Below are 15,974 nucleotides of genomic sequence, written 5' to 3' on the forward strand. Positions count from 1 at the left end.
CCAACGCCAACTTCTCGGTGGAGGCGACCAACAACAACCCGGCGCCGGGCAAGAACCAGTTGGGTGCGTACACCGGCATCGTTCATTCGTTCTGAGCAGCGTGACCTCCTGATCGCAGGGCTCCTGATTTCCTTGTCTCGCCCGCACTTGTGCGGGCTTTTTTTTCGTCAAGACCGCGCAGCGCCATCTGCTTTGGCGCACGCATTGCTACAACGCGTTGTGCACGTCTGTCGTAAGATGCCGCGATCCAAGCACGGCCCTCAGAAACATGAACTTCCCGCTGATCCTCAACATCGCCGCCTTTGTCGTCATATTGATGGCGCTGCGCTATTGCGCACATTTGAAGTCGAACTGGAGTCTGGCGAAACGCGTGCTGCTGGGCATGGCGCTCGGCATCGTGTTTGGCTTGGCACTGCACCTCATTTACGCTGACGACAGCGCGACGCTCAAGCAGTCGATCGCGTGGTTCAGCATCGTCGGGGGCGGCTACATCCAACTGCTGCAGATGATCGTCATGCCGCTTGTACTGGTGTCGGTGTTGAACTCGGTGGCCAAGCTGAACAACGCCTCATCGCTGGGCAGGATCAGCCTGCTGACGATCGGCACGCTGTTGCTGACGACGCTGATCTCCGCCCTGGTCGGCGTGTTCGTTACCAATCTGTTTGGCCTGACTGCGCAAGGGCTGGTGCAAGGCGCGCAGGAAACCGCGCGGTTGACCGCCATTCAGGACAACTATGTGGGCAAGGTGGCGGAACTGACGGTGCCGCAGTTGTTGCAGTCCTTCCTGCCGAAGAATCCGTTTGCTGAGCTGACCGGCGCCAAGCCCACTTCCATCATCAGTGTGGTGATCTTTGCGGCGTTTCTGGGCGTGGCGGCGCTGCATCTGCTCAAAGATGACGCGGCAAAGGGCGAGCGTGTGCTCGTCGCCATCGATACCGCGCAGGCTTGGGTGATGAAGCTGGTGCGCCTTGTCATCCGCCTGACGCCCTATGGTGTGCTGGCGCTGATGACCAACGTGGTAGCCACATCGAACGCGCAGGACATCATTAAGCTCGGCAGCTTCGTTGTGGCCTCGTATCTGGGGCTAGCGATCATGTTTGGCGTGCATGCCGCGCTGCTGATGTTCAATGGCATCAACCCGATTCGCTTCTTCCGCAAGGTCTGGCCGGCGCTGTCCTTTGCGTTTACGAGCCGGTCGAGCGCCGCGACCATTCCGCTGAGCATCGAGGCACAGACACGCCGCATCGGCGTGCCGGAGTCGATCGCCAGCTTTGCTGCATCGTTTGGCACCACGATTGGTCAGAACGGCTGTGCCGGCCTGTACCCCGCCATGCTGGCAGTGATGGTGGCGCCCACGGTCGGCATTAATCCGCTGGACCCGACATGGATCGCCACGTTGGTCGCCATCGTCACGCTTAGCTCGGTCGGAGTGGCGGGCGTGGGCGGTGGTGCCACCTTTGCCGCGTTGATCGTGCTGCCGGCGATGGGGCTGCCGGTGACGCTCGTGGCGCTGCTAATCTCCATCGAACCGTTGATCGACATGGGCCGCACTGCGCTCAACGTCAATGGCTCGATGACCGCCGGGACAATTACCAGCCAGCTGCTGCGACAAACCGATCGGCGTGTCTTCGACGCCGAGGAGGAATCGGAACTGGCGCATCGCTGATTGGCGACACGGAAAGGAAGAATGCCGGCCTTGTGGTCGGCATTTTTTTGCGCTTCAGCCGGGCGCTTGGGCGAGATCGGTCAGCAGTTCCATGAAGGCACTGGCCAGCTCCGTCGGTGCCTGGGCGCTTCGGCGCAGCAACCCGACCGGCTCCTTCGTGCCGGAGGTGGCGATGTCCAGGCGGACAAGCTGACGATGGACCACATCATCCCGCGCTGCCCGCTCTGGCGTGATCCACACCGCATCGGAGCGGCACGCCAGCAAGCGCGCGACCGACACCGACAGCGTTTCCGTGACACCTGCTGGCAGACGCAGCCCATGCGTCTGGAACAGCGCATCGGTATGGTGGCGCGGCACTGTACCTTGCGTGGCTATCACCAGTGGGTAATCCAGCACCGCCTGCAAGGAGGCAGATGCCCCCGGCAGAGCCAGTAGCGGATGCCCGGGACGTACCACTAGCGCAAGGGGCTCGGCGTATAGCAGCTCGAACGACAGCCCCTGCATGGCATCGGGCTCGGCCATGCGACCAATAATGAAATCGAGCTCGCCTGCCTTGAGTGCCGAGAGCAGTTCAATATTGGTTCCGGTGCGCAGCCGCACGCCAGCATGTGGGCGTTGCGCATGTAGTGTGGCAATCGCCTGGGGCAGCAGACCACTCGCCACCGTTGGCAGGGCGCCGACGTGCACGACAGGCGCAGACGCATCCCCGGAGCCCATTAGCGCGGCCGTGGCGGATTCCAATGCCTGCGTCACCCCCACGGCGTGCCGCAGGAATTGTTCGCCAGCCGCCGTCAGGCGGGCGCCGTGGCGGCCCCGCTCTACAAGTTGCACGCCCGCCAGCGCTTCCAGCTCGCCCAATGTTTTGGACACCGCTGGCTGGCTTAGATGCAGCCGCTCGGCGGCGCGGCGCAGGTTGCGCTCCTGCGCGATCGCAACAAAACAGCTTAGGTGCCGGAAGCGGATGCGCGAGGGGAGTTCGCCGGAAAAAGCACTTTCCATAACTTATGGTTATTGAATTTTCGATCAGAAGTCAATTTACTTCACTTTTTGGCGGAGATACAGTCCAACCCACGAGTTCAATAGGAGACGCCCCATGACCTTGCCCCTTTCCGGCACAGGCGAATTCGCTCAGCGCGACACCGCGCAGCATCCGCCCGCGTTGACCCCCGGCTACAAGACCAGCGTGCTGCGCTCCCCGCGCAAGGCGCTCATCTCCACGCTCAACACGCTGTCGGAAACCACCGCACCGGTGTTCACCGCCGATGATCTCGGCCCGCTCGACAACGACCTCATCCTTAACTACGCCAAGGACGGCCTGCCGATCGGCGAGCGCATCATCGTGCATGGCTATGTGCGCGACGAGTTCGGCCGCCCGGTGCCGAACGCGCTGGTCGAGGTGTGGCAGGCCAACGCCGGCGGACGCTACCGCCACAAGAACGACCGTTACCTCGCGCCCATTGATCCGAACTTCGGCGGCTGCGGCCGCATGCTGACGGACGCCAACGGCTACTACGTCTATCGCACCGTCAGGCCGGGCGCGTACCCCTGGCGTAACAGCGTCAACGACTGGCGCCCGGCGCATATCCATTACTCGCTGTCGGGCGACGGCTGGGCGCAGCGCCTGATCACGCAGATGTACTTTGAAGGCGACCCGATGATCGCGCAGTGTCCGATCATCAAGACCATCCCCAGCGAAGAGCAGGTGCGCGGCTTGATTGCGCTGCTCGATACGGCCAACCACGTGCCGCTCGATTCGCGCTGCTACCGCTTTGACATCACGCTGCGCGGCCGCCGCGCCACGCATTTCGAGAACGCTGTCCCAGCCCAAGGAGCCAAGTGATGACGACGACCACGCTTCAAGCATCGCTGGAACGCGCCCAGGCAAGGGCTGCCACCACAACGCCGCCGTTTGCACACTTCAACGAAACAGCCTCGCAGACCGGCGGCCCATACGTGCACATTGGCCTTGCGCCGCGTCAGGCCGGCTTCGACATCTATGAAAAAGAGTTCGGCAATGTGCTGACTACGCCGGCCACGCGCGGCGAGCGTATCGCGCTGGAAGGGCGGGTCTACGACGGCTCCGGCTCGCTGCTGCGCGATGTGCTGATCGAGATCTGGCAAGCCAATGCAGATGGCAAGTACGCGCATCCGGCCGATCGGCAAGACAAGCCGGTCGACCCCGCCTTCCGTGGCTGGGGCCGCGCTGGTGCCGATTTCGACACGGGTGTCTACCGCTTCGAGACCATCAAGCCGGGCGCTGTGGCGGGGCGCGGAAGCGCCGTGCAGGCACCGCATATCTGCATGGTGCTGTTTGCGCGCGGCATCAACCTTGGGCTGCACACACGTGTGTACTTCAGCGATGAGGAGGCCGCCAATGGCAACGACCCCGTGCTCAACGGCATCGAGTGGGAAGTGCGCCGCAAGACGCTGATCGCCCAACGCAGCGAGCGCAATGGCGAGGTGGTCTACACCTTCGATGTGCGCCTGCAAGACACGCCCGATGGCGGCGCGGAGACGGTGTTCTTCGACATCTGATCGCAACGTCACACCGGAAAAATGCAACGCCCGGCGGAGTCATCTGCCGGGCGTTGTTTTTTTGCGCGTGCAGCAAGACCGCAGCGAAACGTCATGCGGGCGTCGATAATGGCCGGATTCCCCACCCGCCGCCTGCCACCTTCCCGTGACCCAACTCACGCTTCCCGGATTCGAAGCCACCCCGCAGTTGCCTGCGCATCGCCTGTTTCTGGCCGTGAAGCCCGATGCGGATACCGCGCAACGTATCGCTCGCCTGATCGAGCAATTGCGGCCCGTGGTGGGTTTCAAGGGCAAGGCGCTGCGTGCCGAACGTTTGCATGTCACGCTCCACCATGTGGGGGATTTCGTTCAACCGCCGCCGGATGACCTTGTTGCGAGAGTACGTGCCGCGGCAGGAGGGCTCGTGCTGCCCGCGTTCGATGCCTCGTTCAACCAGGTCGTGAGCTTTCATGGCCGGCGCGATCACCGGCCATTCGTGCTGCTGGGCGATGAGGGTGTGGCCGGCCTGATGGCGTTTCAGGCGGCCCTGGGCGACGTGTTATTGCGGGCCGGCGTGCCGGTGCCGCGCGGTCATTTCAAGCCGCACATCACACTGCTGTATGACCGTGGCGGTTTTGCGCCCAAGCCGGTTGAGCCCATCACCTGGACGGTGCGGGAGTTCGTCTTGATCCATAGCTGGCTGGGCAAGACGCGGTATGACGAACTCGGCCGCTGGGCGCTCAAGGGCTGAGGCGCGTTCTTTCTATGCGCAGCCGTCCGGCCCGCAGATGGGGCCATTGGCTTCACCCACCGCATCCACTGGAGCGGGCGCGCCAACATGTTGTGCGAGCGCCTGTGCCCATTGATCGGGGCGACCCCACCACGGGCCGATATCGATCATGCCGATGCGGCCATCCGCATCTTCCAGCGCAAACGTCGGGAAACCTTGGCCACCCACGCGGTCGAGCCATTGCCGGCTCGCCGCAATGTGCTGCTGCGTGAGCGCACCGGCTTGCCGCGCGTATTCCGCATCGAAGGCTTCGGGTGACAGGCCGATCTCGGCCGCCAATTCACGCAGCACGGCCACGTCGGCAATGCGTCGGCCTTCTTCATAGTGCGCACGCTGGATGCGGTGGGTCATGTCCAGCCCGCGCCCACCGAGTGCCTCGGCCGCCAACGCAGCGGTGATGGGCGGCTCTGAGTCCATCACGGCCGTTGTATCGCGCAGCAGGCCATCGAAGTACGGCTCGCCGAAGGGTTGGCCGGTCAGGCTCGCAATGCGGTGGTCGTGCGGCATGACGTAGTCGCGCCATTGCGGTGTCACCGCACGGCGGTTCGCGCCGGCCAGCATGCCGCCGCCGTGGAAGGCGATTTGCAGGCCCGGTACCTTGCGGGCGGCCTCCACCAGCGGCGCGGCACCGTAGCACCAACCGCACAGCGGGTCGAAGATGTAATGCAGCGTTGTCATGCGCTTGTCCTTGTGTCTGTCCGAATTATTGCGGCCACTTCATTTCGCCCTTGATGACCTTGGCGCTCAGTTCCAGCGATGCATCGCCGCCCAGCGTCGGGTAGGCGGTCTTCATGGCCTTGACCAGTTCCGCCGAGTTGTTGGCCTTGGCAGCTTGCAGCTCAAACGTCTTCAGGTAATCGGCCGTAAAGCGTACTGCGTCCAGCCCCTTGGGGCTGTCGCCGGAGAAGTGCCCGGGCACCACCGTTGTGGGCTTGAGCGTGGTGATGCCGTCCAGCGTCTGCAGCCAGCCGAGGCGTGACTCGCGCGTTTGCGTGTCCGCCACCCAGACATGATCGCCGTTAAAGACCACCACGCCGCCGGCTACGGTCTTCAGCGACGGGATCCACAGATACGTGCGCGCTGGGTTCGGGCCGTTCAACCCCTTGATCTCGATCGTGCGGCCCTCGAGCGTCAGATGATCGGCGTGCAGCACTTCCGGCAGCACGAGCGACTGGGGCGCATTGTCCTTCAGGATCGGGCCCCAGTAGGCCAGCTTGCCTTGTATCGACGCCTGGATGGCGGCCACCGTCTGCGGCGTCGCCACGATTTTCGCGTTGGGGAAGGCAGCGTGGATGACGTCGAGCCCGAAGTAGTAATCCGGGTCGCTGTGGCTGATGTAGACCGTGGTCAAGCGCTTGCCGCTGGCCTTGAGCTTCTGCACCAGCGCTTGCGCGTCGCTGCGCTGGAATTGCGCATCGATCAGGATCGCCTCGTGCGCGCCGGTGATGATTTCAGACGAAACCGGGAAGATGCCCTTGTCGCCAGGGTTGTCGACCTCGAGATGCAGCGGCGCGGGCGCGGCGGCGTGTGCAACAACGCCGGCGCTGACAAGGCTGGCGGCGAGCAGGGTGCGGATCAGGGGCATTCGGGTTCTCCGGTCAGGTGAAGGGATTGGAATGCCATCACTGTAGGTTGCTTGATTCGAACGAAAAACCCCATAAGATGCGCATATTTGTTTCGCTAATCGATCAAATATGGATCGCGTCAAGGCGGCTGAAGTGTTTGTGGCGATTGTCGAGCGCGGCAGCCTGAGTGCCGCCGCAGAAGGGCTCGACATGTCGCGCGCGATGGTCACGCGCTACCTCGCGGAGATGGAGGATTGGTCCGGTGCGCGCCTGCTCCACCGGACCACGCGCCGCATCGGGCTGACACCCGCCGGGGAGGCCACGCTGGCGCGCTGCCGCCAGATGCTGGAAATCGCCACGCAGATGGCGGTGCCAGAAGGGCCCGAGGCCGAGACTCCGCGTGGTCTGCTGCGCATTGCGTGCGCGCAGTCGCTGGCGCAGCAGGTGCTGGGCGCGGCGGTGACGGCGTATCTGCGGCGCTATCCGCAAACCGCGGTCGACCTCGTCGTTGACAACCGCGCCGTCAACCTGGTGGAAGAACGCATCGACCTGGCTGTGCGCATTACCAATGATCTCGATCCGAATCTGATTGCGCGGCCGCTGGGCACGTGTGAGTCCGTCGTGGTGGCGGCGCCGTCGTACCTCGCCGCACATGGCACGCCGCGCCGCCTGGAAGACCTGGCGGTGCACAACTGCCTGACGTACTCGTACTTCGGCAAGAGCCTGTGGAAATTCACGGATGCAAAGTCGGGCGCGCCATCCGATGTGCCGGTGGGCGGCAACCTGAGCGCGAACGAATCGATGGCGCTGTTGGCCGCCGCCAAGGAAGGCGCCGGCATTGCGCTGCAGCCGGTGTTTGCCGCCGCGCCGCTCATCGCGAGCGGGCAGCTTGTGCGCCTGCTGCCGGACTACGTACCGCAGGTGCTGGGTATCCACGGCATCTACAGCTCGCGCAGGCAGATGCCGGCGGCGTTACGGGCCATGCTGGATTTCCTCGTGGATTGGTTTCGCGCACATCAGGGCGTTGTCTGATATGGCAATCCGCGCGCGCTGACTAGAGTGGCGGGCTTTCAAACAGAACGCTCCCCATGAACTACGACGGTGTGACCCCCGAGATTGCGCGCGGCCTGCTCGTGCTGCGCGAACGCATTGCGCAGGCAAAAATCCCATCCTCCAAGCTGGATGAAACGCTGAATATCGCCACCTGGAACCTGCGCGAATTCGGCAAGACGCCACGGACCAAGACTGCGCTGTATTACATCGCCGAGATTCTGCGGCAGTTCGACCTGATCGGCGTGCAGGAGGTGCGCGACAACCTGGGCGATCTCAAGCGTGTGCTCGGCATTCTCGGGCCGGATTGGCAAGCGGTGTATTCCGATGCGATCCCCGATGCCGGCGGCAACCGGGAGCGCATGGCCTTTGTCTATGACCGCCGTGCGGTGCGTTTCAGCGGCTTGGCCGCCGAGGCACAGCCGCCGCGCATCAAACGCGGGGTGGAATACCTGTCGGAGATTTCCTGGTGGCGCAGCCCCTATCTGGCGTCGTTCCACGCGGGCAATTTCGATTTTGTCTGCATTGCCGCGCATATCCGCTGGGGCAGCAGCGAGCGTGAGCGTTTGCCAGAGATTGAGGCGCTGGCGCAGTGGGTATCCGACAAGGCACAGGAGAAGGACGCCGATGGCAAGGACCTCATCGTGATGGGCGATTTCAACATCCCCAGCGAGAAGAGCCCGCTCTTCAAGGCGCTGACCGCCAAGGGTCTGCGCGTGCCCGACAAGCTGCTGCGCAGTACCTTCGGCAGCAATCTGGAGAAGAACAAGCGCTACGACCAGATATTGCACTTGCCGGAGTACCCCGAAAGTTTCATCAACGCTGGCGGCGTGCTCGATTTCTACCAGGGGGATCACACGCCGCTGTTTCCGCGCCTGACCAAGCAGGCGATGACGTATCAACTGTCAGACCATTTGCCACTGTGGGTGCAGATCAACACCAACACGGAGGCGCACCTGTTGCGTGAAATGGCGGGCGAGTAGGGTGGGTGAGTCGGGTGGGGCGTCAGTGCTGGCGCGCAAGGGCTTGATGCACGGCCAGCAGACCCAGCGCCAGTCCGCAAAACACCGCACCTGTGTGAAAGGTGGCAGCCGCGCCCAGCTTGTCCCATAGCAGCCCGGCAGGGCGCTGGCAACCAGCATGGCAAGCCCGCTCACCAGGTTGAACATGCCGTAGGCTGTGCCGCGGAGATCGGCGGGGGCGGTGTCGGTGACCATGGTGGCCAGCAACCCTTGCGTGATACCCATGTGCACGCCCCCAAGTGCCACGCCCGCAATGACGACGCCCCAGTGGCCGGAAAGGCCGAGCACCACATCGGCTGCAATCAACACCACCAGACTGAGCGCCAGCAGCGGGTGGTGGCTCGTACGATCCGAGAGTGTGCCGAATGGCGCAGAACGCCCGGGCGTGTGGCGGTGGTTATCGCTGGGCGGTGGTCAAGCGAACGGTGCGAACAGCGCGTTGAGCTTGGCGCCGCTGGCGGCATCCCGCGCAAAGTTGAAGGTGCCCGTGGTCCGCAGTTCTTCCGCAGCGCGCTGGAACGCCCCCATGGCGGCGCGCGCCAGGGCGGCGCCCACGCTGATGCGCTTGACGCCCAGCTCCGTGAGCTCGGCCACGCTCAGGTTGCCGTCGGCAAAGCCCATCAGCACGTTGAGCGGGCGATCGATTTCGCGTAGCACGGTGGCGATCTCTTCGCGTGTTTTCAGGCCGGGTGCGTAGAGCACGTCTGCGCCAGCGTCCTGGAAGGCCTGCAGGCGGCGGATGGTGTCGGCCAGGTCGTTGCGGCCATGCAGATAGTTTTCAGCGCGGGCCGTGAGCGTGAACGGGAACGGTAGCGAACGCGCAGCTTCCACTGCCGCGCGTATGCGTTCGACGGAAGCTTCCAGCGAATAGATGGGCGCATCGGGGTTGCCTGTCGCGTCTTCGATGGAGCCGCCGACGATGCCCGTGGCACCTGCGAGTCGGATGGTCTCGGCAACGGTTTCCGGGGCGTCGCCAAAGCCGTTTTCCAGGTCGGCCGCCATGGGCAGATCGGTGGAGGCGGCAAGATCGGCCACGTGCGCGAGGATGACATCGCGGCCCACGCCGTAATCAGGCAGCCCGCGCGAAAAGGCGAAGCCGGCGCTCGTGCTCGTCAGCGCTTCAAAGCCGAGCGCCGCCAGCAGCCGGGCCGAGCCCGGGTCCCACGGGTTGGGGATGACAAAGGTGCCGCTGCGTTCGTGCAGGTTGCGGAAGGTGTGCGCTTTTTCGATCTGAGTCGGCATGGGCGATCCGGGGTGAGGTGGATGAGAGGGGGCTGCAAGGCTGCGACGAAAAAAAGGGAGCGCCGAAGTCGGCCGCATTACACAGGGAGTGCCGCGCACGCTCAAACGTCTTTCATGCAAGCTCGGATGCGCAGGGCGCATGCGACGCCTGGGTTGCCGCTTCCGAACGGATCCACGCGGCTACATCACGAACGTCGCGACGTGGGGCGGTCTCGGATTGGATGAGCCAGTACGCATGCGTGTTCTGCACGCCCGGAGCCGTTGTCGGAACGGTCACCAGGCGGCCGTCGGCCAGTAGCGGTGCAATCAACTCCAACCGGCCGAGCGCGATGCCCTGGCCCGCCACCGCTGCGTGGATGATCTGGTCGTGCTGATTGAAGCGCAGCACGGTGCGGGGTTTGGCGTGGCTCCAGCCGGCGGCGGCCAGCCAGTCCGTCCACTGGAGCCAGGGGCGACGCAGGTCGCGGTCGTCAAAATCAAGCAGTGTCAGACCGTTCAGGGCGTCGGCCGAGTCCAGCGAGCGCACGCCCAGCGACGGATGCGCGACCGGCGCCACCGTCTCGCCAAACAGCCGGAGCGCGCCCGGGGGAGCATCCCCCGGCGGGCAGTAACGGATGGCGAGCTCGATGCCTTCGTTCTTCAGGTCAACGAGGCGGTTATTGGTGGCGACGCGCACATCGATGTCCGGATACTGCTGCTGAAACCTTGCCAGGCGCGGCAGCAGCCACAGGCCCGTCACGCCGATGCTCGCGGTGATCGTCACGGGCCGGCGCTCGGCGGCCACGCGGGTGGCGCCAATCGCATCCTGCAACTGCTGCACGGCACTGTCGGCGCTGCGGAACAGGCGTTCGCCCTCGGGCGTGAAGGCAATCGAACGATGCCCGCGGACCAGGAGCTTCACGCCCAGCGCTTCCTCCAGCGCAGACACCTGCCGGCTGACCGCCGATTGCGTCAGGCACAGGTCATCGGCGGCCAGCGTGATGCTCATGCGCCGGCCCACGGCCACGAAACCGCGCAGCAGATCCAGCGAGGCTAACCGAACGAGGGGAGTCGACATGCGTTTTCCTCATGCAAAAGGTTCTCAAAGATCAATTGAGCGCCCGAATGTGGCGAAGTTTAATAAGCCATCTGACGACATTCCAGTCAAACGCACGCTTGCAAAGTGGGAATGTCAGTCGCAACGGAGAACCCATCCATGCACGCGAAACCTCACACGCAATCTGCCTGGCTGCCCGTATTGGCGGGCGGGGCGGTGATCGGTCTGGCGCTCGGTATCCGCCACGTACAGGGCCTGTTCCTGGTGCCGATCACCATGGGTCACGGCTGGACGCGCGAAACCTTTGGCTTCGCCGTCGCGCTGCAGAACCTGATCTGGGGTGCCATGCAGCCGTTTGCCGGCATGCTGGCGGATCGTTTCGGGGCGGCGAAGGTGGTGGTCGCCGGCATCGCGGTCTATGCGCTGGGCTTGCTGCTGATGGCGCATGCCGGTACGCCACTGAGCTTTACATTGTCGGCGGGATTGCTGGTTGGCATGGGATTGTCGGGCACGTCATTTGGCGTGGTGTATGGCGCCATCAGCCGGCTTACGCCGCCCGAGCGCCGCAGTTGGGCGCTGGGTGTGGCGGGTGCGGTGGGCGGCGTCGGCCAGTTCGTGATGGTGCCGACGGCGCAAGGGTTGCTGAGTACCGTCGGCTGGGTGACGGCACTTGTGGTCATGGCGGTGGTGATGGCGGTGTTTCTGCCACTGGCGGTGCCGCTGCGCGAGCGCGCGTCGGCAACCGTGGCCCAGGAGGCACATCAGAGCATGGGTGCAGCTATCCGCGAAGCCTTTGCGCATCGGGGCTTCTGGCTGCTGAACCTCGGTTTTCTGACGTGCGGGTTCCAGCTCGCCTTCATTGGCGCGCATATGCCGGCGTACTTGCTCGACAAGGGACTCACCGGCAGGCACGGCATGGTGGCGCTGGCGTTGATTGCTGCCGCCAACATCGTCGGCACGTACTTCTGCGGCGCGCTGGGCGGGCTGTTCCGGCGCAAGTACCTGCTGTCGTTGCTGTACCTGATCCGCACGGCGGCGATTGCGTTGTTCATCCTGCTCCCGCTGTCGCCCGTCACGCTCTATGGCTTTGCCATCGTGATGGGGCTGCTGTGGCTGGGCACGGTGCCGCTCACGAACGGGCTGCTGTCGCAGGTGTTCGGGGTGCGCTATATCGGCACGTTATTTGGGTTCGTGTTCCTTGGCCACCAGATCGGCGCGTTCCTGGGTGTGTGGCTCGGCGGCGTGGTGTACGACCACCTGCATTCGTACGACGCGATCTGGTTCGGGGCGATGGTGCTGGGTGTGGTGGCCGCGCTGCTGCACTGGCCGATCGACGATCGCCAATTAGCGCGCGCGCCGATGGCCCAGCCAGCATGAGCACGCGACTTGGCCGCTGGACGGCGTGGGCGCTAGTCGCAGTAAGCGCCGCGCTGATCTTCACAGCGTGGCTGACCCCGGACGGCGCATTCTCGTTTGTGACGCTGGCGTCCTTCTGCGGGTAGGGCGGCGCGAAAGCCCGATCTGTGAAACAATATTGGGTTATTCACTAGTGGGTACTGGTACGGTTTGCGCGGGATTTTCGTCGCTTCTGCGGCGTTCTCCTGTGAATGCCACCGTTCAGACATGACTTACGCCGTCAAGGAAATCTTCTACACGCTGCAAGGCGAGGGTGCCAACACTGGCCGCGCAGCCGTCTTCTGCCGCTTTGCCGGCTGCAACCTCTGGAGTGGGCGCGAAGCCGATCGCGCTACCGCCGTCTGCCAGTTCTGTGACACCGACTTCGTCGGCACGGACGGCACGCAAGGCGGTAAATACACCACCGCAGATGCTTTAGCCGACACCGTCGCCGCCGAATGGCCGGCCGACGCCAGGGGCGGCAAACCCCTCGTCATCTGCACCGGCGGCGAGCCGCTGCTGCAACTGGACCCCCCCCTGATCGACGCGCTGCACGCACGCGGCTTCGAGATCGCCATCGAGACCAACGGCACCATCGCCGTGCCCGAGGGCATCGACTGGGTGTGCGTGAGCCCGAAGATGGGCTCGGAGCTGGTCGTCACGCGTGGGGACGAGCTGAAGGTCGTGATTCCGCAAGACGGGCAGGACCTGGACGCATACGAACGGCTGGATTTTCAGCATTTCTTCCTGCAGGCCATGGATGGCCCGCTGGCGCGGCAGAATACGGCGGCAGCCGTTGAACTGTGCCAACGCCGGCCGCGCTGGCGCCTGTCGCTGCAAACCCATAAGATGCTGGGCATCCGCTAAGGCGGGCCGCAGCTTTTGTCCCAGTCGTTCCAGCCGTTTTGCGGCGTTCGCTGCCGCCCAGTCCTTTGCGCTCCATGACCAAGACCGTTTCCATCACGCGCCGGCTCGAATTCGATGCCGGCCACCGCATCCCGGGCCACGCCGGCCAGTGCCGCAACCTGCACGGCCATCGCTATCAGCTCGAACTCACGCTCACCGGCGAAGTCCTGCACAACGACAAGGCTGCCGACGACGGCATGATCCTCGACTTTGGCGACGTCAAACAGCTCGCCAACAAGCACCTTGTCGACCTGTGGGACCACGCGTTCCTCGTCTATCGCGGTGACACGAAGCTGGTCGAGTTCCTGAACGGCATGGAAGGCGGTCACAAGACCGTCGTGCTGAATGACGTGCCTACCGTCGAAAACCTCGCGCAAGTCGCGTTCGATATTCTTGAGCCGGTGTTCCGCAATACGTTCGGGCACCATTTGCGCCTGTCCAAGCTGGTGCTGTACGAAACCCCGAACTGCTGGGCCGACGTGAAGCTCGCGCGCCCGCACGAGCAGGATTGAGCGGATTGTCCCGACACGACGCGATACGCATGACCACGCCGCACGTCCTCACACCGCCTGCCAACATGTCCGCCCACGAGCGCGACGGCTACTGGATGCAGCAGGCGCTGGTGCAGGCCAAGTTTGCGTGGGGGCAGGGCGAAGTGCCCGTGGGCGCCATCGTCGTGCGCGGCAACGAGATCGTCGGCGTTGGCTACAACGCGCCGATCGGCACGCATGACCCATCTGCGCATGCGGAGATGCGCGCCCTGCGCCAGGCCGCCGAGAAGCTTGGCAACTACCGCTTGCCCGACTGCGAAGTCTTCGTGACGCTGGAGCCGTGCGTAATGTGTGCCGGTGCCATGCTGCATGCCCGCGTGGCACGCGTCGTGTACGGCGCGCCCGATCCCAAGACCGGCGCTGCGGGCAGCATCCTCGACCTGTTTGCAGAGACGCGCCTGAATCACCAGACCGCCATCACCGGCAGCGTGCTCGCGCGGGAATGCGGCGACATGCTGCGCGCCTTCTTTGCCGAGCGCCGCGCCAGCCAACGTGCGGCGCGGCTGGCCGCTACCGAATCCAACGATTCCACCTCCGCGACATGACCACCGTCCGCCTGATTGCGCCCTCCGGTTATCCGAACGACCCGGCCATCGCCGAGCGCGGCGTGGCGGCGTTGGAAGCGCAGGGCTGCACCATCGCCAACCGTGAGTGCCTGAGCCGCCAGCATCAGCGCTTTGCGGGCGGGGAACTGGCGCGGCTGGCTGATCTGCACCAGATCGGCACCGGTGGCGATCAGGAAATCGCCATGGCCATCCGCGGCGGCTACGGGCTCACACGCTTGCTGGACCACATCGATTTCATTGAGATTGGCCGCCGCGCGCAGGCGACCGACGCGATCATCGTCGGGCATAGCGATTTCACGGTGTTCTCGCTAGCGTATCTAGCGGCCACGGGCGGCGTGACGTTCGCGGGGCCGCACGTATGCTCGGATTTCGGGCTGGAGACGGTGGCCCCGTTCATGGTCGAGCACTTCTGGGGCATCCTGCGCAGTCCGACGTACGCCTTGCGCGTGGATGTGCCACAGCCCAAGGGCTGCGCGCGTCCGGGCCGCTATGCGGGCACGCTGTGGGGCGGCAACCTGGCCATGCTGTGTAGCCTGGTCGGCACGCCGTATCTGCCAGAGATTCGAGACGGCATCCTGTTTGTCGAGGACATCAACGAGCACCCGTACCGCGTCGAACGCATGCTGCTGCAGTTGCAGCAGGCCGGTGTGCTGGAAGCCCAACAGGCGCTGGTGTTGGGTGACTTCTCGGGCTACCGCACCACACCGTACGACGCCGGCTACGACTTCGATGCCATGCGCGACTATCTGGCCGAACGTCTGTCGATTCCGGTCCTCACCGGCCTGCCGTTCGGCCATTGCCCGACCAAGGCGACGCTGCCGATTGGCGCGCAAGCCGAGCTCGAGGTCGATGCCACGGGCTTTACGCTGCACTTGTCGGGGTATCCGACGCTGAAGGCATAAGCCTCCGAGCCATCCGGGTCACGCTCGGATGGTAAAATCCCAGGTTTTCCAAATGGCGTCCATTGCAAGCGTTCACCAAGTGCTTGCCGCGCCAGATCACCGCTTTTCAAATCAAGGTTTCCACGTGCTTTCCACCGCCAACATCACCATGCAGTTCGGGCCCAAGCCCTTGTTCGAGAACATCTCGGTCAAGTTTGGCGAGGGCAATCGCTATGGCCTGATCGGCGCCAACGGCTGCGGCAAGTCGACCTTCATGAAGATCCTGGGCGGCGATCTGGAGCCGAGCGCTGGCAACGTGATGCTGGAACCCGGCGTGCGCCTGGGCAAGCTGCGCCAGGACCAGTTCGCCTACGAAGACATGCGCGTGCTGGACGTGGTGATGATGGGCCACACCGAAATGTGGGCCGCCGCGCAAGAGCGTGACGCCATCTACGCCAACCCGGAAGCCACCGACGACGACTACATGAAGGCCGCCGATCTGGAGGCCAAGTACGCCGAATACGACGGCTACACGGCAGAAGCCCGCGCGGGCGAACTGCTGCTGGGCGTCGGCATCCCGACCGACCAGCACAACGGCACGATGAGCAACGTCGCCCCCGGCTGGAAGCTGCGTGTGCTGCTGGCACAGGCGCTGTTCTCCAACCCCGACGTGCTGCTGCTGGACGAACCGACCAACAACCTCGACATCAACACGATCCGCTGGCTGGAATCGGTGGGTTGTGGCGCATGATGTACGCGCGGTTCTCGGGATAACGCTTGGCGCGCCACT

At 64.3% G+C, this 15,974-nt stretch carries 18 protein-coding genes and 1 pseudogene; 13 read left to right on the forward strand and 6 right to left on the reverse strand.

Annotated features, from left to right (window positions below; genetic code table 11):
• Positions 1 to 268 precede the first annotated feature (268 nt).
• The gene (locus AB0305_RS19960) at positions 269 to 1,666 is read left to right on the forward strand and encodes an L-cystine transporter (protein WP_366173772.1); all 1,398 of its coding nucleotides are present in this window, start codon (positions 269 to 271) and stop codon (positions 1,664 to 1,666) included.
• 54 nt (positions 1,667 to 1,720) lie between these two features.
• Here AB0305_RS19960 and pcaQ read toward each other — a convergent pair whose 3' ends face one another.
• The gene (gene pcaQ / locus AB0305_RS19965) at positions 1,721 to 2,665 is read right to left on the reverse strand and encodes a pca operon transcription factor PcaQ (protein WP_366173774.1); all 945 of its coding nucleotides are present in this window, start codon (positions 2,663 to 2,665) and stop codon (positions 1,721 to 1,723) included.
• A gap of 94 nt (positions 2,666 to 2,759) precedes the next feature.
• Between pcaQ and pcaH the strand changes: the two genes are divergently transcribed.
• From pcaH to thpR, 3 genes are all read left to right on the forward strand, one after another.
• Positions 2,760 to 3,506, forward strand: coding sequence for a protocatechuate 3,4-dioxygenase subunit beta (gene pcaH / locus AB0305_RS19970; RefSeq protein WP_366173776.1), 747 nt, complete (start codon positions 2,760 to 2,762; stop codon positions 3,504 to 3,506).
• Entirely contained in the window at positions 3,506 to 4,201 is a 696-nt protein-coding gene (pcaG, locus tag AB0305_RS19975) for a protocatechuate 3,4-dioxygenase subunit alpha (protein WP_366173778.1), read from the forward strand. Before pcaH ends, pcaG begins: the two co-directional genes overlap by 1 nt.
• Positions 4,202 to 4,346: 145 nt before the next feature.
• A complete protein-coding gene (gene thpR, locus AB0305_RS19980; protein ID WP_366173780.1) occupies positions 4,347 to 4,931 on the forward strand; it encodes an RNA 2',3'-cyclic phosphodiesterase in 585 nt (194 codons plus the stop codon).
• A 12-nt stretch (positions 4,932 to 4,943) separates the two neighbouring features.
• Here thpR and AB0305_RS19985 read toward each other — a convergent pair whose 3' ends face one another.
• A complete protein-coding gene (locus AB0305_RS19985) occupies positions 4,944 to 5,648 on the reverse strand; it encodes a DsbA family protein (RefSeq protein ID WP_366173782.1) in 705 nt (234 codons plus the stop codon).
• Positions 5,649 to 5,673: 25 nt separating this feature from the next.
• A complete protein-coding gene (locus AB0305_RS19990) occupies positions 5,674 to 6,555 on the reverse strand; it encodes an MBL fold metallo-hydrolase (protein ID WP_366173784.1) in 882 nt (293 codons plus the stop codon).
• Between the two features lie 109 nt (positions 6,556 to 6,664).
• On the opposite strand from AB0305_RS19990, the gene AB0305_RS19995 reads away from it, so the two are divergent.
• Positions 6,665 to 7,567, forward strand: coding sequence for a LysR family transcriptional regulator (locus AB0305_RS19995; protein ID WP_366173786.1), 903 nt, complete (start codon positions 6,665 to 6,667; stop codon positions 7,565 to 7,567).
• Positions 7,568 to 7,623: 56 nt separating this feature from the next.
• Positions 7,624 to 8,568, forward strand: a complete 945-nt coding sequence (locus AB0305_RS20000) for an endonuclease/exonuclease/phosphatase family protein (RefSeq protein ID WP_366173788.1) — start codon at positions 7,624 to 7,626, stop codon at positions 8,566 to 8,568.
• Here AB0305_RS20000 and AB0305_RS20005 read toward each other — a convergent pair.
• The 3 genes and pseudogenes from AB0305_RS20005 to AB0305_RS20015 form a co-directional block, all read right to left on the reverse strand.
• Positions 8,491 to 8,967, reverse strand: a pseudogene (locus AB0305_RS20005) (MFS transporter); the annotation flags it as partial. The gene AB0305_RS20000 and the pseudogene AB0305_RS20005 sit on opposite strands and share 78 nt — an antisense overlap.
• Positions 8,968 to 9,021: 54 nt before the next feature.
• Positions 9,022 to 9,849, reverse strand: a complete 828-nt coding sequence (locus AB0305_RS20010) for an isocitrate lyase/phosphoenolpyruvate mutase family protein (protein WP_366173790.1) — start codon at positions 9,847 to 9,849, stop codon at positions 9,022 to 9,024.
• A gap of 112 nt (positions 9,850 to 9,961) precedes the next feature.
• Positions 9,962 to 10,906 (reverse strand): LysR substrate-binding domain-containing protein, encoded by a 945-nt coding sequence (locus AB0305_RS20015; protein ID WP_366173792.1) that lies wholly within the window; start codon positions 10,904 to 10,906, stop codon positions 9,962 to 9,964.
• A 138-nt stretch (positions 10,907 to 11,044) separates the two neighbouring features.
• Between AB0305_RS20015 and AB0305_RS20020 the strand changes: the two genes are divergently transcribed.
• The 7 genes from AB0305_RS20020 (at position 11,045) to AB0305_RS20050 (ending at position 15,935) form a co-directional block, all read left to right on the forward strand.
• Positions 11,045 to 12,262: an MFS transporter gene (locus tag AB0305_RS20020; protein ID WP_366173794.1), complete on the forward strand. Its 1,218-nt coding sequence runs from the start codon at positions 11,045 to 11,047 to the stop codon at positions 12,260 to 12,262.
• On the forward strand, positions 12,259 to 12,387 hold the full coding sequence (locus tag AB0305_RS20025) for a hypothetical protein (protein ID WP_366173796.1): 129 nt from the start codon (positions 12,259 to 12,261) through the stop codon (positions 12,385 to 12,387). The genes AB0305_RS20020 and AB0305_RS20025 overlap by 4 nt, the downstream gene beginning before the upstream one ends.
• 121 nt (positions 12,388 to 12,508) lie before the next feature.
• Positions 12,509 to 13,147 carry a 7-carboxy-7-deazaguanine synthase gene (queE, locus tag AB0305_RS20030; RefSeq protein WP_366173798.1) on the forward strand — a complete coding sequence of 213 codons (639 nt, stop codon included), beginning with the start codon at positions 12,509 to 12,511 and terminating at the stop codon, positions 13,145 to 13,147.
• Positions 13,148 to 13,221: 74 nt separating this feature from the next.
• Positions 13,222 to 13,698 carry a 6-carboxytetrahydropterin synthase QueD gene (gene queD, locus AB0305_RS20035; RefSeq protein ID WP_366173800.1) on the forward strand — a complete coding sequence of 159 codons (477 nt, stop codon included), beginning with the start codon at positions 13,222 to 13,224 and terminating at the stop codon, positions 13,696 to 13,698.
• Between the two features lie 29 nt (positions 13,699 to 13,727).
• A complete protein-coding gene (gene tadA / locus AB0305_RS20040) occupies positions 13,728 to 14,282 on the forward strand; it encodes a tRNA adenosine(34) deaminase TadA (protein WP_366173802.1) in 555 nt (184 codons plus the stop codon).
• Positions 14,279 to 15,205 carry a muramoyltetrapeptide carboxypeptidase gene (ldcA, locus tag AB0305_RS20045; protein ID WP_366173804.1) on the forward strand — a complete coding sequence of 309 codons (927 nt, stop codon included), beginning with the start codon at positions 14,279 to 14,281 and terminating at the stop codon, positions 15,203 to 15,205. Before tadA ends, ldcA begins: the two co-directional genes overlap by 4 nt.
• A 124-nt stretch (positions 15,206 to 15,329) precedes the next feature.
• On the forward strand, positions 15,330 to 15,935 hold the full coding sequence (locus tag AB0305_RS20050) for an ATP-binding cassette domain-containing protein (RefSeq protein ID WP_366173806.1): 606 nt from the start codon (positions 15,330 to 15,332) through the stop codon (positions 15,933 to 15,935).
• The last annotated feature ends 39 nt before the right edge of the window (positions 15,936 to 15,974 follow it).

The sequence above is a fragment of the Arthrobacter sp. NPDC080086 genome (assembly GCF_040702285.1).